Origin of the sequence: Pseudomonas sp. B21-028 (assembly GCF_024749045.1) — a bacterium.
Classification (GTDB): domain Bacteria; phylum Pseudomonadota; class Gammaproteobacteria; order Pseudomonadales; family Pseudomonadaceae; genus Aquipseudomonas.
On sequence record NZ_CP087184.1, the window covers coordinates 3839595 to 3861110 of the forward strand.

Sequence of the window (21516 nt, forward strand, 5' to 3'; positions counted from 1 at the left end):
ACAGCCCCCCGTCACTTGTACGCCGGCAGTTTCCGGATGACGGCCGGCCGAAAGGCCCGTTGCGACAACAACACCCACAGCAAAGAAAAATGTCATACGTTCCTTCTCAGATATTTGTCAGTGCTGCCCGGGGCAAACGCAACAGGGCAAGCCTGGAGTTGATGATGCAGATTCGCGCAGACAGCCGGCGCCACCCGACAGAAACTCCATTGTCGGGCGGGTTTTGCGTCAGGCGTCTTTTACGGGTTGGCAGGGGTGTTGTCGCGACAACATCGCAAGCCGAACGGTGCAGTCAGGACAGCCATTCAGGCTCGCTTGTCGCGCAGGGCGCAGTTGATGTCGGAAACGATCTGGCCGTCCAACAACTTGATGATGCGATCGGCCAGCTGGAAGTACTGGTCGTCATGGGTAATGATCAGCACCGTCTTGCCACGGCGCTTGAGGTCGGGCAGCAGCTCCTCGTAGAAGAACTTCTTGAACGGCGGATCCTGGTCGGCGGCCCATTCGTCGAGCACGTACACCGGCCGGTCCTCCATGTACGCACACACCAGGGCCAGGCGTTTCTGCTGGCCATAGGACAAGGCCTTCAGGGTCGAATAACCGTCTCCTTCGATCTTGATCTTGTCCGCCAGCCCAAGGGTTTCCAGGTACTTGCTCGCCAGGATGGCGTTGCCCTCCTCCTCATCGGGGCCGATCAGGCGATTGAACAGGTGGAAGTCGGAGAACACCGCGGAAAACAGATCGCGATAGTCGTTGCGATTTTCATCCGTGACCGGCTTGCCATCGAGCAGGACCTCACCCTCCTGGGGGATGTAGAGCCCGCAGAGGAGCTTGGCCAAGGTGCTCTTGCCGCAACCGTTGCCACCGACGATGTAGATCAACTCGCCTGCCTGCACTGTCAGGTCGACGGGTCCCAGGGAGAAACCGGTCTCTGCGTGCAGCTCCTGATAATTCATCCGCACGGCCTTCAATTCGATGCGGCTCCACGATTTCTTGTGCTCCAGCAGATGAACCTTGGGCACGTCGGTCTCGATGGGCTCCGGATGCGGATCGTTGATCGAGAAGCCGAACTCCGAAAGACGCGTGCAGGCCACACGGCCCGCCGCCAGCAGGGGCATCGCCCCGACCAGCAACGACAACGGGCCCATGATGTACAGCACGGCCAGGACGCTGGCGGTCATGATTTTCGGGTCGACGGCGCTCACCAGGGGCGCGGCGAACAGCAGGCAACCGATCAACAATGACAGCGTGAGTTGCCCGACGTTGTCGGCGGCGGTGTACCACACGCGCTCAACGAAGTTGTAGCGCGCCACGCGGGTGGAAGACGCCTCGATGGCCGAGCGGCCGAACCAGCGGCGGCGCACGCCATTGAGCTTGAGCTCCTTGAGGCCGAACACCAGGGCATGGGTGTATTCATTGAACGCGGTGTACTCATCCCGCACACGGGAGGTGTTCCTGACGCCGCAGGAAAAGAAGAACAGATAAAGCCCCACCCCCAGGATCATCAGTGACACCGTCAAAGCCAACACGACCCACGACAGGTAGGCCAGGTAGGCGATGCCGAACAGGAACACCGTCGTCTCCACCAGGATCGTGGGCATGATGATCAGCGTCGTATTCAATTGCGGGATGTCGTTGGTCAACATCGTCAGCACGTTGGGCGGGCCGCGCCGGTCCACTTCTTCCAGCGGCGTGGCGAGGATCTTGCGACACAGCGCAATGCGCAACCGCGTCATGATGCGCATGCTGGCGTAGGCCGGGAACAAGGCAGCACCGTTACGCAAGATCAGCGCCGTGGCACTGAGGCCGATGAACCAGTACAGCGCATGCAGGCGAGAGCCGTCATTGTGGATAGCCTCGTTGATCACGTTCACCACCGCGATGGACGCGACCCCGCTGATGACACCGCAGACCAGCGTAAAGAGCGTCAGCCAGGGATGGTTGCGCCATAACAGGCGCATGACCGAACCCGCTTTGGGCTTCTTCACTTTCTTTGCTTTCTTCTCTTTCTTCTCTTTCTTCATGGGTTGCTATCCTCGAATGGAATCGCGAAAGGGCTCACGCCGGTCGCCATACATCGCCCCGGGCGGTCATCTCGCCCATCGCCACGACAATCAGGCGCGGTTCCTCGTAAGGATCGCGAGCGTGGGCGGCCAGCATGTTGTCGAGCATGATCACGTCGCCCTTGCGCCAGTCGAACCTGACGGCGCAGGTCTCGTAGGCGTCGCCGACCAGGGTCATGACCTCGTCTTCGATCGGTGTTCCATCGCCATAACTGACCATGCGCGGCAAACGGTCGGCGCCGAACATGTCGAGCAGGTCTTCGCGCATTTCTTCGCCGAGGCAGAACGGATGGTGCAGCTGCACCTGGTTGAAGAACGCCGCCTCGCCGGTCCGCGGATGACGGATCACCGCCGGGCAGAGGGTGCGCACTTGCAGGCTGTCGCCGTCGAGCCATTCGAAATCGGTGCCTTGCTCGCGGCAACGCCGTTCGACTTCTCCACGGTCGGTGGTGCCGAAGAACGATTCCCAGCTTGGCTCGACCCCGGCGGTGAAGGTGCGGCTGTACATCAGCCCCTTTTGTTCGAAGCGGGCCACCACCTCGGCAGGCAGGTGTCGCAACACTTGCCGGATGTCCGCCAGCGGCGTCGCGCCACCGACCCGTGAAGGCTGTTCGCAATAGAACCACTGCTTGCTTGGCCAGCTTTCCAGGTGCGAACTCTCGTTGTGGTAGAGGATCATTTCCCGTTCGGGATAAGGCGTGGAGCGGTAGACGTTACGCCCCCCTTCCTTCTTCGGCAGGTCGCCGTAACTGCCGTGCAAGCCGGGGGACAAGGCTTCGGCAAACGCTTCGAAGGCCGGTACCGAGGCGAGTTCGAAACCACGAAACAGCACCGCGCCATGGCGACACAACAGTGCCTCGATGGCCTCGCGGTGGGTGCCAGCCCATGCCGACGGATCCAGGCCAGGGGCGATCGCCTCGATCACCACGGGCAGGCTCAAGCCATCGGCGAGCAGCGACAATCTGACCTGCCCATCGACTGGCTGACCGGGCCAGGAAAGCGAATCCGCCGTCCCGTCATCGCTCATCACGGGCGAAGCGTTAGTTTGAAGACTCATTCATCACTCCTGAACCACGGATCCTCGGATCCACGTCGTACGGGGCAAAACCAATGCGCCCCACTGTCGGGCAAGGATAAAAACACTGATCCACGGTGATGTCTGGCACCGCAAACCGGGACAGACCCGACACGCCCGGTTACACCGTCGGAGTCGACGTTCATCCGAACGCGGTTTGTCCCCATTTCCCGCGACAGACGCCGGCACAAAGTCGGTGCTGAAATGCGACAGCTGCGAATCGCACAGGCGCATTAAACGATCCCGTGGGCCGCAGTGACGTCTCGAGTGCAACGGTTTTCGCAACCGCGCAAATACGCTGCACCTGGCAATCAACAGGAGCGTTAGTCATGCCGATTAAGAACACTGGCGGATCGGTCAACCCCGCGCCAGCCCCTCTCACGCCCGGTGCATTCCTGCATGAAATCTTTACCGCCCGGGCCCGTGAATTTCCCGAGCGAACGGCCGTCTCCGACGCCACTCGCGCGTTGAGCTACGCGCAACTCGAAGCGGCCTCGTCACAACTGGCAGCCCGTCTTCGCCAGGAAGGCGTCAACGACGGCATGCTGGTGGGGATGTGCCTGACGCGCAGCGTCGACCTGGTCATCAGCCTGCTGGGCATTCTCAAGGCCGGCGGCGCCTACGTCCCGGTCGACCCGCAATACCCCGGCAAGCGCGTCGAACACATCGTGCGCGACAGCGGCCTGAGCCTGATGATCGGCGAGCCCGCCGAGCTGGCGCAGAGTCCGTCCGTGCGCGTCCTGCCGCTGGCCGATCTGCTGGCCGGCCCGGCGCTGGAACCGATCGGCGATGTCGACCGCCGCAACCCCGAACAGGCACCGGCCTACGTCATCTACACCTCCGGTTCCACCGGCGAACCCAAGGGTGTGCTGGTCGCCCACGGCAACGTCAGCCGCCTGCTGGAAAGCACCCAGCGTGAATACGCTTTCAACGAGCACGACGTCTGGTCGATGTTCCACTCCATCGGCTTCGATTTTTCGGTCTGGGAGATCTGGGGCGCTCTGGCCCACGGTGGCCAGGTCGCCGTGGTGCCCTACGATGTGTCGCGCTCGCCAACCGCCACCCGTCAATGGCTGGTCGACCGGGGCGTGACCGTCCTGAGCCAGACCCCTTCGGCCTTCCGTGGCCTCGATGAGGCGGACCGCCAGGCCAAGGAGCCACTGGCGCTGCGCTACGTGGTATTCGGCGGCGAGGCGCTACCGGCCACCGTGTTGCGTCCATGGGTCGAACGCCACGGCGACCAGAAACCCGCGCTGATCAACATGTACGGGATCACCGAAGCCACGGTGCATACCACCTTCAAGCGCGTGCTGGGCCAGGACCTGGAAAGTGCCGCCATGGTATCGATTGGTGCCCCGCTGGATGGCTGGCGCCTGAACCTGCTCGATGCCGACCGGCAACCCGTGCCCCAGGGCACCGCCGGTGAGCTGTACATCGAAGGCGCCGGCGTGGCGCTGGGTTACCTGAACCGCCCGGCCCTGAACAGCGAGCGTTTCGTGCAACTGCCAGGGACCTCAAGCCGCGCCTATCGCACCGGCGATCTGGTGGTATTGGGCGATGACGGCGAGTATCGCTACGCCGGGCGTTGCGACGAGCAACTGAAGATCCGCGGCTTCCGCATCGAGCCCGGCGAGGTCGAGGCCTGCCTGCAGAGCAGTCCCGCCGTGGCCGCCGCCCATGTGGCCGGTCACGATTACGGCGATGGCGACTGGCGCCTGGTTACCTACGTGGTGCCGGCCCAGGGCGTGGATGCCTGGACCGAACAGGTCCGCAGCGAAGTCGCCGCGCTGGTGGCCGCCAACCTGCCGGACTACATGCGTCCTTCGGCCTATATCGCCCTGGCGCAACTGCCGGTCACCGACCACGGCAAGATCGACAAGCAACGCCTGCCCTCGCCCGAATCCATAGAAGCCACCGTGCAGCACGCGGCCGACAACCTTACCGAGCAAGAGCAATTCGTGCTCAAGGTGTGGTCGCAGGATATCGGCCTGAAGAACATCGGCCTGAACGATGACTTCTTCGACTTTGGCGGTACCTCCCTGGCACTGATTCGCTCCCTGAGCACCTTCAAGGCCCACTACAAGGTCAACCTGGACCCCGGCGTACTGGCCGACGGCGCGACCGCCAAGGTATTGGCCGACTGCATCCAGCGCTCCCTTGTCCAAGCCCATTGACCGAAAAGGAACAGCCCATGAGCAAGAAATTCGCCTTGACCCCGGAAGAACGCGCGTCCTTCGAGAAGAACGGTTTCATCGGTCCTTTCGACGCCTATACCCCCGAAGAAATGAAAGAAACCTGGAAACGCACCCGTCTGCGCCTGCTCGACCGCAGCGCCGCGGCCTACCAGGACCTGGATGCGATTTCCGCCGGCACCAATATCGCCAACTATGATCGCCACCTGGACGACGAATTCCTCGCCAGCCACATCTGCCGTCCGCAGATCTGCGACCGCGTCGAAAGCATCCTCGGTCCGGACGTACTGTGCTGGCGCACCGAGTTCTTCCCCAAATACCCCGGCGACGAAGGCACCGACTGGCACCAGGCCGACACCTTCGCCAACGCCTCGGGCAAGCCGCAGATCCTGTGGCCTGAGAACGAAGACTTCGGCGGCACCATCACCGTCTGGACCGCGTTCACCGACGCCAACATCGCCAATGGTTGCCTGCAGTTCATTCCCGGCACCCAGAACAGCATGAACTACGACGAAACCAAGCGCATGGCCTACGATCCCGATGCCAACAACAGCACGGTGGTCAAGGATGGCGTGCGCCGTGGCTTCTTCGGCTACGACTATCGCCAGTTGCAGATCGACGAGAACTTCAAGCCTGACGAATCCGCCGCCGTACCGATGCAGATGAAAGCCGGCCAGTTCATCATTTTCTGGTCGACCCTGATGCACGCCTCCTACCCCCACAGCGGCGAGTCCCAGGACATGCGCATGGGCTTCGCCTCACGCTATGTACCGTCCTTCGTGAAGATCTACCCGGACTCCGAGCATATCGAGGAGTACGGCGGTCGCATCAGCCTTGAGAAATACGGCGCGGTCCAGGTGATCGGGGACAAGACCCCGGAATACAACCGCCTTGTCACCCATACCACCCGAGGCAAGAAATTCGAAGCGGTCTGATTTTTCGGTGCCATAAGACAGTGGCATGCGCAACGTGCCTGACAGGAGTCCCCAATCCATGACTATTTCCACCGACGCAGCAACGCGCCTGTGTGAGACCGTGAGGATGCTTAGGCACCTTGCCATCCATCTGCCCGACCCCATCTGCCTGAGCTTCCTCGCTCAGGCAGATGGACCATCACCCGACCAGGCCTCCCCCAGCGTGAGAGCCACGGAGCGGGCGGTCAGCGCTACCTTCGCACGCATCGGTGTCAAAGCCGTGCAGTACGTGCACGATGGCGAAGGGCAGCTGTCGTCTTTCGAGATGTTCATCAGCAAGAAAATCTGCCAGGCGCTGGATTACTCCTATGATCACTTCGACGAGTTCGAAAGTGTCAGGGAATTCGGGCACCTGGTCAGACACTTCGATTTCAGTGGTTCGGTGCCCGAGGTCGAGACCGTGCACCTGATCACCCGCGACAACGTTGCGTTGTCGGTGCACGCCAGTAAGGATCGCAAGCGCCCGGCTATCGTCCTGGCCCTGCCCTGCGGCATGCCGTTCGACCTGTGTCGCGACTGGTTCAATGCGCTGAGCGAGCGATTCTTCGTGGTCACCTGGGAAACCCGGGGGCTGTTCGGTTCCTGTACCTCGTTCGACCAACTCTCCGTGGACACCGATGCCCAGGTCGGCGACCTGATCAACGTGATGAACCACTACGAACTGCCCAGTGCGCACTTGATGGGCATCTGCGGCGGCGCGGTGATCGCCTTGAGCGCCGCCGCCATCCACCCCGGGCGGGTGAACTCCCTGAGCCTGTGGCACGGTGACTACAACCTCGGCGACAACAGCCTGCGCACCGCCCATCAGCAGAATTTCGAATGGCTGATGGAGTCGGCCGCCGTCGACCGCAACGAAGCCAGCGACTTGCAGGCGTTGTTCCTGGACCAGGCGACACTGGCGACCATCCCGGACTCGATCGCCCATGCGGCGCTCTACCCCTACGTCAACGAGGAGCTGTTCTACCGTTATGCACGGCTCAACGATGCGTTGAACAAGACCGAGTTGCAGTCACGGTTGGGACAGATCAGCGTGCCGACCCTGGTGGTTGCCGGCGACGCCGACGAAACCACCCACATCGGCGGCTCCCAGCGCATCGCCGAGTCCATCAGCGATGCCATGCTGCATGTGGAACGCAACGGCAGTCACCTGGCGTTCTTTGAATCGACCCTACGTTCGAAACAGACTGCCTTCCGCTTTCTTGAAGCGACGCTGGAATCGGTGGCTGTCTGAGCTGCCAGACAGAGGCCTGCCCTGATGCCAGTCAGTTAAGCAAACCTGTGGGAGCAAAGCTTGTTCGCGATTACGGTACGTCAGTCAGCAACAATGTTGACGGTGCCGCCGCTATCGCGAGCAAGCTTTGCTCCCACAGGTTTTGCGCCGCCAGGACTGGCATTAGGCTCTGCCCGCCTTTGGACTCATGACCTGGGCACGGTGCCAACCATTGAGGTCGGCACCCTGTGGTCGAACAAGCATTGTGCTCAAGGCGGGCCGACCAGGCTTCGGTTCTTGCCATCGACATGACGCAACGGCAGGGCGCGGTAATCCAATCCATCGATACAGCACGCATTGACGCTGAGTACCTCGGGATTACTGCGACGTCGGTGGTATACATAGATCCCGCACGCACCACAAAAGTAATGCTGGGCCACGCCGCTGTTCCAGCGATACAGACGCAGCGCATCTTCGCCACGGCTGATGCGAAAATGCTGCCGCGGCACCGTGGCCATCAACGCATTGCGCTTGCTGCACAGCGAACAGTCGCAACTGATCAGTTCTTCAACTTCGGCTTCAAACGCGAAGCCAACCGCTCCGCAGTGACAGGCGCCCGTGTAGTTCATCGTGGGTATGTCTCCATCGTCAGTGAACTCGCAGTCTCATCGTAGTGGATAACCTTGCGCGCTGCGTCGGGGCGTAATCCCGAAGATCCCGCAGGCATTAAAAAGCCCCGGTACCGCACGGTACCGAGGCCTGACACCTGCGCCAGCCGGATCTATTTTCTCAGCGAGTCGTACGCCTCCAGCGTGCGTAACGAATAGATATAGGCAGCGCCGGCGTTGAGCGAGATTGCGCTTGCCAATGTAGCCGCCACTTCTTCGCGGCTTGCTCCAGCCTTGATCGCCGCATCCGCATGGACGGCAATACATCCGTCACAACGGGTGGTAACAGCGACGGCAATCGAAATCAACTCTCGGGTTTTCGCATCCAGCACATCGTTTTCGGCGGAAGCCTCGCCAAGGGCCATATAGGCCTTGACCATTTTAGGGTTGCTCTTTCCGAGCGCACCGAAAGCCTTCTGAATGGTGGGTAGCAGTTCGGACCAGTTGTTGAACATCGCATGACTCCTGAGCAAGTTGGTGTACTGTTTCGACAGGCTCAGTCTCCCCCCAGGGCGTGATTCGGGTTTGTCCAATCCGCTCAACTTTTTATGCGAAGCGCTCAAATGAATTCGATCGATAAACTCATCAGTTTGGCCAATGTGCGGGGCAGCGTGGATCTGCGGTGTCAGTTTCAAGGAGATTGGGCACTCGATCACCAACAGGAAGCCTTGGGAAAAGCGCCCTATCACGTTGTCTTGGCAGGAGAATGCCGAGTCGAATTTCCGGATGGCCAGCGCCTGCCGATGCGAGCAGGAGACATTCTGCTCCTGCCCCGTGGGGCACCGCACCTGCTGCATGGCATCGGGAAAACGGCTGAGCCGGGTACCCCGCGGCTGGTTTCCGGTGGAACACTGCCGCTTTACCGCATTGGCCGCGGAAGCACGGACCTGGACATGCTTTGCGGGAACTTCCACTACAATCGTGCCTCCCTGTTGTTCACCGCCCTCCCCGAACATCTCGTGATTCCCAGCGCGGTTCTCCCTGCAAGTGCCCCTTTGCCGGCACTGGTCGACCTGTTGCGAGGTGAAGCCGATAGCGATCAGGTCGGCGCACACTTCTTACTCGATGCCTTGTCCCAGGCGCTGTTCACCTTGATCCTGCGCGCTCACCTCGCAAGCCACGGCCAACACACCGGCACCCTGGCCCTGTTGGCCGATAAACGACTGGGCCAAGCCTGGCAGGCGATGCTGGCCGATCCAGGTCACGAATGGACAGTGGATGCGCTTGCCGAACTTGCGAGCATGTCCCGCGCCACGTTCATGCGAGCTTTCGTGCGGGTAGCCGGCGTTTCGCCTTGGGTTTTGTTGACGCAGGTTCGAATGGAGCTGGCCTTCAGCCTGTTGAGCCATTCACACTTGGGACTGACTGACATTGCCTCCCAGGTGGGGTATCAATCCCAGGCGGCTTTCAGTAAGAAGTTCAAGGAGGTCTATGGGGAGACGCCGGGACGGGTGCGGCGTGGGATGTAATGTTTTCGAGATTTCCAGGTGCCGCAAAAGTAGACGACTGGTATCAATGAGCCCGAAGTCTTCCAAGTTCAAACGATGACACGGAAGGACCTGCCTTGACGGATTATCTGATTCGAAACGCTATGAGCGTAGACGCGCCGGCTATCAGTCGAACGATCATTAAAAGCCTCCGCAAGTCCAATGCCCAAGACTACTCATCCGACATCATCGATCAAGTGGCGCAAAGCTTTTCTCCCGCGGCAATCCTTCACCTGTTGACTCAGCGCCAGGTCCTTGTGGCAGTAGTCGACAATCATATCGTCGCAACAGCGAGTCTTGACCAAGACGTCGTTCGAAGTGTGTTTGTCGATCCGAACTATCAAGGAAAAGGGATCGGGAGACGCTTGATGGAGAGGATTCAATTAATTGCCAAGAATGCAGGTCTGAACCTGCTACGTGTTCCCTCCTCAATCACCGCAGAGGGGTTTTATGCATCGCTTGGTTACAAAAAAGTCAGGGACGAGTTTCACGGGTCGGAGCGCACGATCATAATGGCGAAAACATTGGACCTGTAACGCACAGCAGCCCGAGGATTCGCGGATGGCATCAGGTGCTTATCCGGGGGCGTTTACCCTATCTACCCAGCGCGGCCACTTCTGCCGGTGGCCTTCGCACCGACATTGATCGCCTGGGTGTAGCACTACTTTGATGTGCGGGAGCAGCAATGACGGGACAGTCAGAAGAAAGCAGCCTATTCCGAGCCAGGGCACACGACGACCTCGACGCGCCTGAGGCCCTGGGTTTTACCGCCTGGGCTCGCGTCTGGACGGAGTTAGGAGTCAGATGCGCGTCGCAAGAGACGCACGAAAAACTCATTCGGCACTACGACGAGCCACACCGCGCGTACCACAACCGCCAGCACTTGGCTGAGTGCCTTCAGGTGCGTCGACTCGTCAACGCCGCCTGCCAAGCCCCCGCCGAAGTCGACCTCGCGCTGTGGTTCCACGACGCAATCTACGACCCCCTGCGCAGCGACAACGAGTTGCGCAGCGCCCAATGGCTGGACGAGGTGGCCCGTAATAGCGGCCTGGACGACGAAACGCGCCGCAGGCTTTACGACCTGGTCATGGCGACCCGGCACGACAGCGCCCCGCAGTCGGTAGACGAGGCGGTGTTGGTGGACACGGATCTGGCGATCCTTGGGGCATCGTCCGAGCGGTTCGAAGAGTACGACCAACAAATCCGCCGCGAGTACCTGCACGTGCCGATGCCTGTATATCGCCGAAAGCGACGCCAGATCCTGGAGGGTTTTCTAGTGCGCGAGCGCATTTATACAACCGCACCCTACTTCGACGCATTCGAGCAGCAGGCACGCGCAAATCTTGCACGTGCCATCGGCCGCCTCGATTGAAATCGGATTCATGCAGCAGCAAAGGGATATCGCTTTAGCCGTCGCCTGATCACGATGACAAGTTTTAACCCCCTACTCCCACAACCGGGCCCAGGGGCATGAACGCCCGGATAAATATGATGTACAGACATTCGCTCTCGACCGAAAATGCCTTCGCGGCTGGCAACAACCGGCCAGGAGCAGCTCCTCGAACTAGGCTTTACCTGATCGGTATGAGGTATTAAAAACACGCTATGGCACTTTCCCAAGGCGACTTAATAAAACTAATCCACGTCGATCCTACGAAGGCTGTGTATGTTGACTGGATAAATTTTCGTGATGCAACGCCTGGGGATATCGCAGTCGTCAAAGAAATTTTTAGTACGGAGTCCGGACTCATCGTCCGTCTATTGTGCGAGCCCCGGTCAGGCTTTCAAGAATGGTGCTCCACATTCCATGAAGCAGATTTGACCTACGAGCTGTTGCTCATAAAATCAATTCACGATGATCAAGCTTGAAAATCCGCTTCGAGTTGTGGATTCAAGACAAGTAGAAAGCGGCCAAAAGCCAACGTTCGTGAATGGCGCTTTCGAGCGATTCGTTCCGGACACCATAACGGCCTTAACAAACAGAGCCTCGAATATGAATCATGAACTTTGGCAGGAGCCTGATGGTTGTCAAACCTTTTGTCTAGCTGGTGCTCAAGGTGATGGTGCGCGTGCGCTTATGCATTCGGAAGCGAAGCTTGTTTGGGAGGTCGAGGCTGAAAGTCATTTTGAAGCGATGACCAAATATTATGCGCACATGCAGTGGGGCGAATACCTGACGGACTTTCCCGAACAAGACAAGACTTCCTACAGAGAACTGGGCTGGGAATGACCAGTCAAGAGTCAGATAAAACTGCGAAACCTTCTTTATTTGATAACCACTTGTCATGGCCTGCTTCAGGTCGACTTTGCTAAGAATGGAACTCCTGTGGCGTCTACGGCAAAATCACTTCATCGACCAGTGGGAAGATTACGCGCATGATGGGACGGTTATCGAGTGGGCAGGAACGACTGTTGTACTCGTTCGATGTGGTGAGTAAGTTCCCCGGTGGGGATCGTAGCCTCGGCCGTTTGCTGGTGGTCTGGTGGTATCAGCCTCGCTAGCGGTTCGGTAATTCTAAATCCGTTGCTTCCCCGAGACCTTCCGCAATACGCAACTCAAGATCGTCAAATCCTAGTCTTTTATCTGGTTCGGGCTCAGCCTTCAGTATTTCGTATGCTTGGGCTAACCAAGTTGAGGCCGCCGCCTTTTCTCCGGCCTCGTTAAGAATGGCGGCAAAGTACACTCGGCTCAGTATTTGTCCATCCAGATTCTTTGAATAGTTTTTTGCAATGATGGTCGGCATTAGGTCCATGACGAGCTTGGCGAGCTTTTCCTCACCATGGATCCTGGATGCGTGAACTAGTTGGGCTAATACCTCAGCGTCATGTTGGCTGTAGGTACGTTCCTCCAGCCGCAAATACTTAGCTGCGGCCTTCGCGTAGGCACTTGAGGCATCTGCATTCCGGCCCGCCCTGACATAGGCCCGACCGATGAATAATTGCAGCTTTACATACGCGGAGTCGATGTTCACTAGCCTGTCGACCATCTCGCTGGCCTGTCTGATATCGCCATTAGCAACCGCCGTACGGATGGTATACGCCAGGCTGTCGTTTCGAGGCGAAACGTATAGAGTGTCGCGCATGCCCTGGGTCAGCTCTTCTGCCTTGCGGTAGTCCCTATGACGAGCGTAGTACCGCGTCCATTCCATCAGCGTGTATTTCTGCGGCGTGATTATTGCGGCCATCTCGGGCAGGTCATTCAGTAACGCGACATTGACCATTCTCGCCCTGACGTTAGCCTGCTGCCATCGCGGCAGGTGGTAGACGCGTTGCTCGGCTGCCTGGAGTGCTTTTTCCACCCGTATTTCGTCACCCGCTAATCCAAACAACTGCGCCAGGCCGAGGTATATATAAGGGTCGTCGTCACCCTGAGTTGCTTCGGCGAACACGACAAGGTCTTGAGCTAAAGCTGAGGCCAGCTGAAAGTTTTCGCTGATTGCCAGATCCTCAAGTATACGTCTGGTGTAATCACGGTTGCCCCGAGCATCAGCCATAGCTTTTCGGCAAATAGCAATGGCTCGTTCGGGCTTGTCGAGATTCGCCCACGCCAGCGCGATACTTACTTGCTGGTCTGGAGAGGTGGCTGCCCGGAGCGCTTCGTCGAGGATGTGAGTGCGCTGAGTGTCTGTGAGCCCTTTGCCTTTTTCCGCGATGGCCCTCAGAACATAGGATTTACTATTTCGGAAGGGTTCATCGGCGCGGGCAATGGCCAGATCAGTAAAGCCGGATCGAGCCAGGGAGATGGCAATGTCCGAACTTGGACGTCTATTCCAGGCCGCGTCATAGATCTGGCTTCCCGCTGCAGTCCAAGCGCCGCGTTCGATGAATTGCGACACCTCTTCATCCGCGTAGACGCTGACAGAAGTCCACAAAAAGAATGACACAATCAGAATACGAATAAGCATCAAGGCCGCTTAGTTTGGAGAGTGGACACAAGAGTAGCCGTGCTGAAATGTCATCGAAGGACATCTATCGATCACTACAGACGGACGTTGACCAAAAGCAGCCATTGCGTGGATGCTGAACGGGATATGGGGTCGAATCTAATTCGGCGTAGGTACCTACAGCCATGACCCTATAAACCAATCTGACGCCTACTTCCACGCGCCTCGTCGGCAGGGCTTAGCGTACCCGATACAGCACAGCAGCCCCTGGCTTGGATTCGAAAGCCGGTACAGTGCGCTGCTTGAGTGGCATACCCTCCGCGTCCCAAACCAAGGTGTCCGATGGGTACTCGTCCTTGCGGGTCATGGCGTCGATCTGCTTGACGATCACTTCCGAGCTTGCAGGCACTTCGGGGTTCCATTCGAATACGCCAACGCTACCGTAGAACACGGCCGGTGCGTCGACATCGAGGCGCCGGTCGGGACACATGACCAAACCGCGGTCAAGCATGACCCGCAACGCGCCGACAGGCACCGCCTTCACCGTGGGCGTGGTGCGCTCGGTGCTGTGGCCTGGGCAGACATTGGCCGAGCGAGTCACCATGTCCTCGACCACTTCACGATCGGATTGGGCCTGCGCCGAAAAGGCAACGGCAGACAGGGCCAGCGTTACAAGATTTGACTTCCAGGACACGCTCTAAACCTCCTGTGTAAAAAACACTCCAACGTTGCGCATCGCCCCCGGTAAGAACAGCCCGTTGCAGGGAGCAGACTTGAAGACTAGCACCACACTGGTTTGTTCCACTGTCAGCATAGCCGCTTCTGGTAATAGAACCGGGCATATCCCGGCGGATAATCCGCCAGGCGTCCAAATTCGGAATAACCCAGCTTTTGATAAAACTCCGGCGCCTGAAAGCTGAAAGTCTCCAGCCAGATCCCGATGCAGTGCTTTTCCTTTGCCACGTCTTCTGCCATGCGCATCAGTCGTTCTCCGATACCCTGACCACGCATCGACTCGGGAACACTGACAAGATCGATGAGCAGCCACCGATAAGAAATCTTTCCATACAGTCCCCCAATGACTTCATTGCTATCCGGGGCTCGTAGCAACAGGGCAAAGGTTTCGTGGCCATCGTCCCCACCATTGGCAAGATTATGGGCCAGCAGCGGGTTCAAAATTCCCAACCGCTCTGATTCGGTCACATTTTCCGAAAGTTGGATTTGCAAAGGCACGGCGCTCTCCCTGAGCGATAAGCAAGCGGGTCAGTAAAGTAGCTTATTTCTGCCATGTCCAGCCGAATCAGTAAACTCTTCATGCCCTTTGTGTGGAAGGGTTGAAGGGGCAGCAGCCTCTTTGAAAATAAACTGTTCGACTCACGCTTTAGCTGAACTCAAGTATCCCACTTTAAAAATCATCCATTGATGTGTGAACCGACAACCCGTGAGATAGGCAAGGCAACAAACAGCCCGCCATCCGCTGAATATAAGAAAAGGTTCGCACACCATGCGCAAACTCGTAAGATTCCTGACCCTCGCCTCCTCTGTTTTCCTATCCGCATCGTCTGCTCTTCAAGCGCAGGAGGCCGATAAAACGCAAGGCTCGGCCTTCGTCGTGCATAAATTGACGGACTTCCTTTACGCCATTGGCGAACCCGGTTATTACCAGAAGAATTTTTCGTACTTATTGGTCGGCAATGACCAGGCGTTGATGTTCGATTCGGGTGCGAATCAGAAAGAAGACATCACGCTGGTGGCAAGCAAGATCACTGACAAGCCACTCTCGCTGCTGCCCTCACATCTGCATTTCGATCACCTGGGTGGCCTACACAATTTCAAAAGTATCTACTTGGTCGATACGCCATTCACTCGTCAATTCAAGGACAAGGATGACTTCTACCGTGTACCCGAGCCGGTTTATCTGGGCAACTTCGATCACATGGTGGTGCCGCCCTTCAAGGTCGCGCGACTGATAAAACCCGACGAGACCATCGACCTTGGCGGTCTGAAGATGCGTCTGATAAGCGTGCCGGGACACACGCAGGACGAAGTCGCGCTCTTCGATGAGACGCATAACATCTTGCTTTCCGGGGATCATGTCTATCCGTCGTGGCTACTGGCAGGCAATCTCAAAGACTACGTCGCTTCTCTCGACGCCACGCTGAAAATGATCAACCAGCAGACCGCCATTTATGGTGCTCATGCGGACGAGGATCCGACCAAAGTGCCGGCGATGACCTACGCCAATGTACAGTCGATTCGCGACAAGATGGCGCTGATCCTCGCCGGGCGTGCCAAAGGTGAAACCTTCAGCGACCCGGAACTGATCAAGAGTTCCGAACTGTACAAGGTCGAAAAGGACATCAGCATTCTCACCAACATCCAGTTCACCGATGGTCGAGGCTACGGTTACTGATCGGGCTGACCGGCCGTAGCGAGTAACCAGTTGATGAACGCCCGGATTTCCGGGCGTTCACGCGCGCTTTCACGACAGGCAACATAGTAATTGTGCAGCGCGGGCACCGTGCTCGGCAGCGGACGCACCAAACGTCCTTCGTCGAGATCGCGGGCAGACACGAGTTCATCGCTCAGCGCCACGCCGAAACCATCGCGCGCGGCCTGCAAGACCATGCCAAAATCTTCAAAATAGATGTCCTCCTTGCAGATAAGGCTGCAGCCTGCATCGGCCAGCCATTGCTGCCACTGGCTGCCAGTGTCTTCGTGGAGCAGGCGGTGTCGAGCCAGATCCGTTACTTCGCGAATGGCTTTCGGCCCTCGCAAATATTGCGGGCTGCACACGGGAGTCATGCGAATACCGTGCATCAAGCGCCACCAGACGCCTGGCCATGGCGGCGAACCGTAAATTACCGCCACATCGGCGCGACGCCAGTCTACTTGCGGCATCCCCGGTGCGGTGATCACGTTCACCCGCACCGAGTCCGATGCCTCCATGAAGTGCAGCAACGGCGTAGTCAGCCACTCCACGCCCTCGGCAGGCGGAATGGACAGGGTGATTTCAACAACGTCCTGTTCGGCATCAGAACCGGACTGCATTGCGGTTACCGCACTGCTGATCTCGCCTATTGCGTTCGCCACATGCTTTTGCAGCAGCCGACCATTGGCGGTGAGCACCAGTTGCCGGCCGCGCTTCTCGAACAGTTCTATACCCAGGCTGGCCTGTAACGCTTTGACTTGCTGACTCACAGCGCCGACTGTCACATGTAACTCAACTGCAGCGGCCGCCAGGCTGCCCAAGCGGGCTACGCTCTCGAACACTTTGAAATTGTGCAAGGGTGGAAACGTCATCTCATCTCCGTAACAACGGCGTAGCGATCAGTAAAGAGGCTCGATCAGGGCGAACACATGTATGCGTAATCGTCTCGCAATTTGCTGTGACTGGGGAATCTGGTTGGCGCCGATCCACCATGGCGTGGCATAAGCAGCCCGCAGTCATTGCCACTCATTCCAGCAGTCCTAGGTAACAATATCTCGATAACCGCGCTCTTCCTCATTCGCAAAAAAACCACAAACAACTCACAGAATTTTCATCCGCTCTGGCCAACCCTGTAATAGCTGGCAAAGAGCCAGCTCTCGAAAGGCGTTACGTGGTACGCCACCGGAGCCAAACATGAATCTGAGATCGCTCAATATCGCGCGCAGGGCTGCATTCTGCTTCGGTGCAATCACTTTGCTTTTGATCGGGCTGGGAGGCTTCTCCTACGTTCAAATCGGTCATTTGCGCACCGCGGAACAAGACATAGAAGAAAAATCACTGCCTAGCATTCAAGTGGTCGATGATATTCAAATTGCGCTTCTACACGCTCGTCTCGAGAGCATCAGAATGCTGGCCAGCACCGATCCCTCAGTCAAAAGCACGTCACAAGCCAAAGTACGACAAGCCATGGAGACTCTGCAGTCGCGCAGCGAATACTATCGGCAGAATCTGATGACAGGCGACAAGGACCGCGCCCAGCTCGATGACGCCCAAACCGCGATGAACGTCTACATCGATGGATTGAAGCAAGTCATCGCAATGGACGCTTCCGACCATGACAAGGCCGTTGTCTTTGCCAACTCGGAACAGGCAAACCGCGCCACGGCCTATCAAGAAAAACTCACGCTCATGCGCGAGCTGAATGCAAAAGAGACGGAGCAGTCAGGCGCCATTGCAACGGCAGTGTATGGCCATAGCGTCAACGTCCTGATGATTGTCGTAGTCGTCGCGCTGATTCTCACGGTCTTCCTCGCTGTCGCCTTGACCCGCAGCATTGTCGTTCCGATCAATACATCGCTGAAACTGGCTGAAAGCATTGCCGAAGGGGATCTGACCCGGCAGCTTGAGGTCACCGGGAAAGATGAAGCATCCCGCCTGATGCAGGCGCTCAACATCATGTCGGAGAAACTGCGGCGAACTGTTCTGGAGATTTCCGGTGCGTCTGCTCAATTAAGTACTGCAGCCGTCGAAATGACGTCCATCACTGAAAGCGCTGACCGGACATTGCAGCAACAAAGCAGCGAAATCGAGCAAGCCGCTACTGCAGTCAACGAGATGAGTGCGGCCGTTGAAGAAGTGGCTCGCAATGCTACGTCAACCTCCCAGGCAGCCCAACAGTCGAGCCTGTCGGCAGACCTGGGCAATGAACGTGTCATTGAAACCCTGGCGGCCATGCGCAATCTGACGAGCCTGGTGGAAGGTTCATCCGCACAAGTTCTGACGTTGGCCGGCCAAGCCCAAGACATCAGCAAAGTGTTGAGCGTCATCAGGGGCATTGCCGAGCAGACCAATCTTCTGGCATTGAATGCCGCCATCGAAGCGGCGCGAGCAGGCGAGCAAGGTCGAGGCTTTGCAGTGGTTGCCGACGAAGTGCGCGCCTTGGCACATCGTACGCAAACGTCCACCCAGGAAATCGAGCTGATGATCGCAGCGATACAGGCTGGTTCTTCTGCCACGGTGGAGTCGATGCACAAAAGCACCCAGGAAGTGCATAGCACCAGGAAAACTGCAGAAGACGCCGGGCAATCCTTGCAACAGATCACCCATGCCGTACTGGAGATAAACGAACGCAACCTGCAAATCGCAACGGCGTCCGAGCAACAGGCGCATGTAGCACGTGATGTGGATCGAAGCCTGGTCAGCATTCGCGATCTGGCGGTGCAAAGCAGCGAAGGAACCCGTCAAACGCTCATTGCCAGCAACGAACTGTCGCAACTCGCGGTAAACCTGAACAATCTGGTACTGCGGTTCAAGACGTGACTGCCCCGCCGTCTCTCCGGAAGGTCCGAACAGGGCCTTCCAGAGAGTGGAATCACCGACTTTTGACTCATTTCCAGGCTGATACTCAGCCTGTCCGTGAAGGTGCTCCAGCGCCCCCCCAAACAGCAATATCGTTCAATACGGCCACCGCACGATCCGGGATCCTGAAACCCCATTCATAATCGACGTGCATCGCCCATGCGTTCCACCCTTTCGCCTTATCAAGCCTTCTGGAAAGGCGCGATGGCTGTGATTCCACTGTCCCTGGCCTGCGCTCCCTGGGGCTTGCTGGTTGGTTCATTGGCGATCGATGCCCAGATGACGCCTCTCGAAAGCCAAGGCTTCTCGGCCATTGTTTTTGCCGGTGCCGCCCAACTCGTCGCCATTGGCATGATCAAGACAGGGGCCAGCCTGTCCTCGATTCTTGTGACGACCCTGCTCCTGACGTCGCAGCACCTGCTTTACGGTTTGCACATGCGCGCTACCCTTTCCTCGCTTTCTTCACGATGGAGAATAGGCCTCGGCTTTCTTTTGACCGACGAGTTTTTCGCGCTGAACAGCCAGTACGATCAAAAGACCTTCAGCCGCTGGTTTGCCCTGGGTGTCGGCCTCAGCTTTTACCTGGCGTGGAATGTGTTCACCCTGGCAGGGATCCTGTTGGGCAAGAGCATTCCTAACCTTGAGTCGCTCGGGTTGGAGTTTTCCATCGCTGCGACCTTCATCGCGTTGGTCACCCCTGTGGTGAAATCGGTCCCGACGATCATTTGTGTGTTCGTATCCCTCGCCTGCTCGGTGCTGCTCAGTTACTTGCGTTGGGAGTCTGCGCTGGTGGTGTCGGGGCTGGCTGGCATGGCTGCGGGTTTCGTCTGCAAGCGGCTCATGGAGGGACGCTCATGATCCTCGCCGTTATCGCTGGAATGGGTGTGATTGTGTTCCTGAACCGCTACCTGTTTCTGGAGCCACGCTTACCGTTTAGACTGAACCAAGGCACCCGGGATTTTCTTTCCTTCGCGGTGCCAGGGATGTTGACGGCGATCTGCGGGCCCATCATTTTCATGCCAGGCCATACGCTGAGCCTGAGCGTTCTGAATCCCTACCTGCTGGGTGGGCTCTGCACCGTGGGTCTCATGCTCTGGACGGGACGGGTGCTGACGAGCGTCCTGGTCAGCATGGGCTGTTTCTACCTGTTCAGGTCTCTATTCTGAGGTGAGCCGTGGCCAGCAAGATTGAAAACACGCATTTCTGGCAAGCCTCAAGCCTGGGTGGCGTGGAATTGCTGCACGCTCAATATTACCAGCAGCGCTTCACCCCTCACGTTCACGACAGTTTTGTCATCTCGGTCATCGAGTCGGGTGCGCAGCGGTTTCGGCATCGAGGCAGTGAACACGTTGCCCCCATCGGAACCGTGGTCCTGATCAATCCGGATGAGCTGCATACCGGTGCAACCGCCCACCATGAAGGATGGCGCTACCGAGGGTTTTACCCCACGTTGGCGCAACTTGCCGAGGTCCTGGCAGAGCTGGATATACGTTTCAATGGCTCTCCCCGCTTTATCAGCAGTGTCTTGACCGATTCACAAGTGGCGCGAGCGTTCAGTAACGTTCATCTGTTTGCAGAACATGAGGCCTCGGTATTGCTGCAACAAACCGCGTGGAGGGAAGCCACGCTGATGCTGTTCCAGCGGCATGCCGGGATAGGCCCGGTCGCAGCGCCAGGAAAGGAGCCTGTAGCGGTGCGCAGAGCCAGGGAAATACTGCTTGAGCGCCTGGCGTTCCCCCCGTCGCTTGAGGAGCTTGCCTCCAGCGTCGGTCTCTCCCCTTTTCACTTTGCCCGCGTGTTTCGCAACGCAACCGGCCTGCCTCCCCATAGCTGGGTCACGCAAAAGCGCCTGGCTTGTGCACAAGTGTTATTGAAGCAAGGCATTGCCCCGTCAAGGGTTGCCGCGGAGCTCGGCTTTGCTGATCAGAGCCACCTTACCCGGCAGTTCAAACAAGCTTTTGGCATAGGGCCAGGGGCTTACCGGGCTGCCATGGTGAGTTGAGGCAGGAGACCGCGCCAACCCACCCAACCAGGCGAACCTCACGCCGCCATGTGCTTCTCGCGGTAGAACTCAAGATAAAGCACAGTACGGTGAGCCCGGGAAGCGTTGACGGCGAAGTGGTCGAGGGAGCCGTCGAAGATCACCAGGTTGCCGTTGGTGCTCTGGTTGAAGTTGCCATTGACGTTGAGGTAGGCATAGTTCTGAGTGGTCGGGGCATCGATGGTCAGCTGCATGTGCAACAGGCCTTCTTCCCAGGTACCGGTGTGGGAATGGGTGCCGAGGAAAACGTTCGGCTCCATGCGCAGCAAGGCGCAGAGCTTGATCCCGGGGATCTTGCTCAGCAGGTCGATGGTCCCGGGCATGGCGGCGCGGGCATAGGGGATCGGGGTGTCATAGGCGACCAGACCGTATTGGGTCCATTCCGGCATGACGTCCATGTCATCGCCCCAGCCCCAGAGCCAGCCATACTCACCGCCGGCCTCCATGTGCGCGGCGACTTCATCGACGATCTCGGTGATCGACTTGCCCACGCGGTTGATGGTCAGGGTCGGCGCATCGAGGGCCAGGAACTCCTCGCGGATCACTTCCCAGTTGTCGGCAAGGTTCTTGAGGTGCGGAAAACGGCTGGAATCATAAAACGACGGGCGCATAGGAGCTCCTTTTGTTGAGGA

General features: G+C 58.1%; 21 protein-coding genes and 1 pseudogene. 13 read left to right on the forward strand and 9 right to left on the reverse strand.

Going from position 1 to position 21516, the window contains the following annotated elements; all coding sequences use genetic code 11:
* Positions 1-305: 305 nt before the first annotated feature.
* Positions 306-2024, reverse strand: coding sequence for a cyclic peptide export ABC transporter (locus LOY35_RS16315; RefSeq protein WP_258624806.1), 1719 nt, complete (start codon positions 2022-2024; stop codon positions 306-308).
* Between the two features lie 34 nt (positions 2025-2058).
* On the reverse strand, positions 2059-3120 hold the full coding sequence (locus tag LOY35_RS16320; protein ID WP_258624807.1) for a TauD/TfdA family dioxygenase: 1062 nt from the start codon (positions 3118-3120) through the stop codon (positions 2059-2061).
* Positions 3121-3467: 347 nt separating this feature from the next.
* On the opposite strand from LOY35_RS16320, the gene syrB1 reads away from it, so the two are divergent.
* Genes syrB1 through syrC form a run of 3 tightly spaced genes read left to right on the forward strand, consistent with a single transcriptional unit; the run spans position 3468 to position 7535 of the window.
* Positions 3468-5312: a syringomycin E biosynthesis L-threonine--[L-threonyl-carrier protein] ligase SyrB1 gene (syrB1, locus tag LOY35_RS16325; RefSeq protein WP_258624810.1), complete on the forward strand. Its 1845-nt coding sequence runs from the start codon at positions 3468-3470 to the stop codon at positions 5310-5312.
* A gap of 17 nt (positions 5313-5329) precedes the next feature.
* On the forward strand, positions 5330-6265 hold the full coding sequence (syrB2, locus tag LOY35_RS16330) for a syringomycin E biosynthesis L-threonyl-[L-threonyl-carrier protein] 4-chlorinase SyrB2 (RefSeq protein ID WP_258624812.1): 936 nt from the start codon (positions 5330-5332) through the stop codon (positions 6263-6265).
* Positions 6266-6323: 58 nt separating this feature from the next.
* Positions 6324-7535, forward strand: a complete 1212-nt coding sequence (syrC, locus tag LOY35_RS16335) for a syringomycin E biosynthesis aminoacyltransferase SyrC (protein WP_258624814.1) — start codon at positions 6324-6326, stop codon at positions 7533-7535.
* A gap of 248 nt (positions 7536-7783) precedes the next feature.
* On the opposite strand, the gene LOY35_RS16340 is transcribed toward syrC, so the two are convergent.
* A complete protein-coding gene (locus LOY35_RS16340) occupies positions 7784-8143 on the reverse strand; it encodes a GFA family protein (RefSeq protein WP_258624815.1) in 360 nt (119 codons plus the stop codon).
* 152 nt (positions 8144-8295) lie between these two features.
* A complete protein-coding gene (locus LOY35_RS16345; RefSeq protein ID WP_258624817.1) occupies positions 8296-8637 on the reverse strand; it encodes a carboxymuconolactone decarboxylase family protein in 342 nt (113 codons plus the stop codon).
* Positions 8638-8745: 108 nt separating this feature from the next.
* Between LOY35_RS16345 and LOY35_RS16350 the strand changes: the two genes are divergently transcribed.
* The 4 genes from LOY35_RS16350 to LOY35_RS16365 all read left to right on the forward strand — a co-directional run bounded on the left by LOY35_RS16350 (position 8746) and on the right by LOY35_RS16365 (position 11899).
* Entirely contained in the window at positions 8746-9651 is a 906-nt protein-coding gene (locus LOY35_RS16350) for an AraC family transcriptional regulator (RefSeq protein WP_258624819.1), read from the forward strand.
* A 122-nt stretch (positions 9652-9773) separates the two neighbouring features.
* Positions 9774-10205: a GNAT family N-acetyltransferase gene (locus LOY35_RS16355; protein WP_258633659.1), complete on the forward strand. Its 432-nt coding sequence runs from the start codon at positions 9774-9776 to the stop codon at positions 10203-10205.
* A 149-nt stretch (positions 10206-10354) separates the two neighbouring features.
* A complete protein-coding gene (locus tag LOY35_RS16360) occupies positions 10355-11041 on the forward strand; it encodes a hypothetical protein (protein ID WP_258624820.1) in 687 nt (228 codons plus the stop codon).
* A 483-nt stretch (positions 11042-11524) separates the two neighbouring features.
* Positions 11525-11899 carry a hypothetical protein gene (locus LOY35_RS16365; protein ID WP_258624823.1) on the forward strand — a complete coding sequence of 125 codons (375 nt, stop codon included), beginning with the start codon at positions 11525-11527 and terminating at the stop codon, positions 11897-11899.
* A gap of 268 nt (positions 11900-12167) precedes the next feature.
* Here the strand turns inward: LOY35_RS16365 and LOY35_RS16370 are convergent, their stop codons facing one another.
* The 3 genes from LOY35_RS16370 to LOY35_RS16380 form a co-directional block, all read right to left on the reverse strand.
* Positions 12168-13574: a hypothetical protein gene (locus LOY35_RS16370; RefSeq protein WP_258624826.1), complete on the reverse strand. Its 1407-nt coding sequence runs from the start codon at positions 13572-13574 to the stop codon at positions 12168-12170.
* Between the two features lie 217 nt (positions 13575-13791).
* The gene (locus LOY35_RS16375) at positions 13792-14247 is read right to left on the reverse strand and encodes a hypothetical protein (RefSeq protein ID WP_258624827.1); all 456 of its coding nucleotides are present in this window, start codon (positions 14245-14247) and stop codon (positions 13792-13794) included.
* 113 nt (positions 14248-14360) lie between these two features.
* Positions 14361-14786: an N-acetyltransferase gene (locus LOY35_RS16380; protein WP_258624828.1), complete on the reverse strand. Its 426-nt coding sequence runs from the start codon at positions 14784-14786 to the stop codon at positions 14361-14363.
* 271 nt (positions 14787-15057) lie between these two features.
* Between LOY35_RS16380 and LOY35_RS16385 the strand changes: the two genes are divergently transcribed.
* On the forward strand, positions 15058-15966 hold the full coding sequence (locus LOY35_RS16385) for an MBL fold metallo-hydrolase (RefSeq protein WP_258624829.1): 909 nt from the start codon (positions 15058-15060) through the stop codon (positions 15964-15966).
* Here LOY35_RS16385 and LOY35_RS16390 read toward each other — a convergent pair.
* Positions 15960-16856: a LysR substrate-binding domain-containing protein gene (locus LOY35_RS16390; protein ID WP_258624832.1), complete on the reverse strand. Its 897-nt coding sequence runs from the start codon at positions 16854-16856 to the stop codon at positions 15960-15962. The genes LOY35_RS16385 and LOY35_RS16390 overlap by 7 nt on opposite strands.
* A gap of 322 nt (positions 16857-17178) precedes the next feature.
* Here LOY35_RS16390 and LOY35_RS28600 point away from each other — a divergent pair.
* The 5 genes and pseudogenes from LOY35_RS28600 to LOY35_RS16410 form a co-directional block, all read left to right on the forward strand.
* A pseudogene (locus LOY35_RS28600) lies at positions 17179-17946 on the forward strand (MCP four helix bundle domain-containing protein); the annotation flags it as partial.
* A 69-nt stretch (positions 17947-18015) separates the two neighbouring features.
* The gene (locus LOY35_RS28605) at positions 18016-18804 is read left to right on the forward strand and encodes a methyl-accepting chemotaxis protein (protein WP_408981258.1); all 789 of its coding nucleotides are present in this window, start codon (positions 18016-18018) and stop codon (positions 18802-18804) included.
* A 198-nt stretch (positions 18805-19002) separates the two neighbouring features.
* Positions 19003-19701: an AzlC family ABC transporter permease gene (locus LOY35_RS16400; RefSeq protein WP_258624834.1), complete on the forward strand. Its 699-nt coding sequence runs from the start codon at positions 19003-19005 to the stop codon at positions 19699-19701.
* Entirely contained in the window at positions 19698-20009 is a 312-nt protein-coding gene (locus LOY35_RS16405) for an AzlD domain-containing protein (protein ID WP_258624835.1), read from the forward strand. The genes LOY35_RS16400 and LOY35_RS16405 overlap by 4 nt, the downstream gene beginning before the upstream one ends.
* A gap of 8 nt (positions 20010-20017) precedes the next feature.
* Positions 20018-20845, forward strand: coding sequence for an AraC family transcriptional regulator (locus LOY35_RS16410; protein WP_258624836.1), 828 nt, complete (start codon positions 20018-20020; stop codon positions 20843-20845).
* A gap of 38 nt (positions 20846-20883) precedes the next feature.
* Here the strand turns inward: LOY35_RS16410 and LOY35_RS16415 are convergent, their stop codons facing one another.
* A complete protein-coding gene (locus LOY35_RS16415; protein ID WP_024780235.1) occupies positions 20884-21495 on the reverse strand; it encodes an aspartyl/asparaginyl beta-hydroxylase domain-containing protein in 612 nt (203 codons plus the stop codon).
* Positions 21496-21516: the final 21 nt, after the last annotated feature.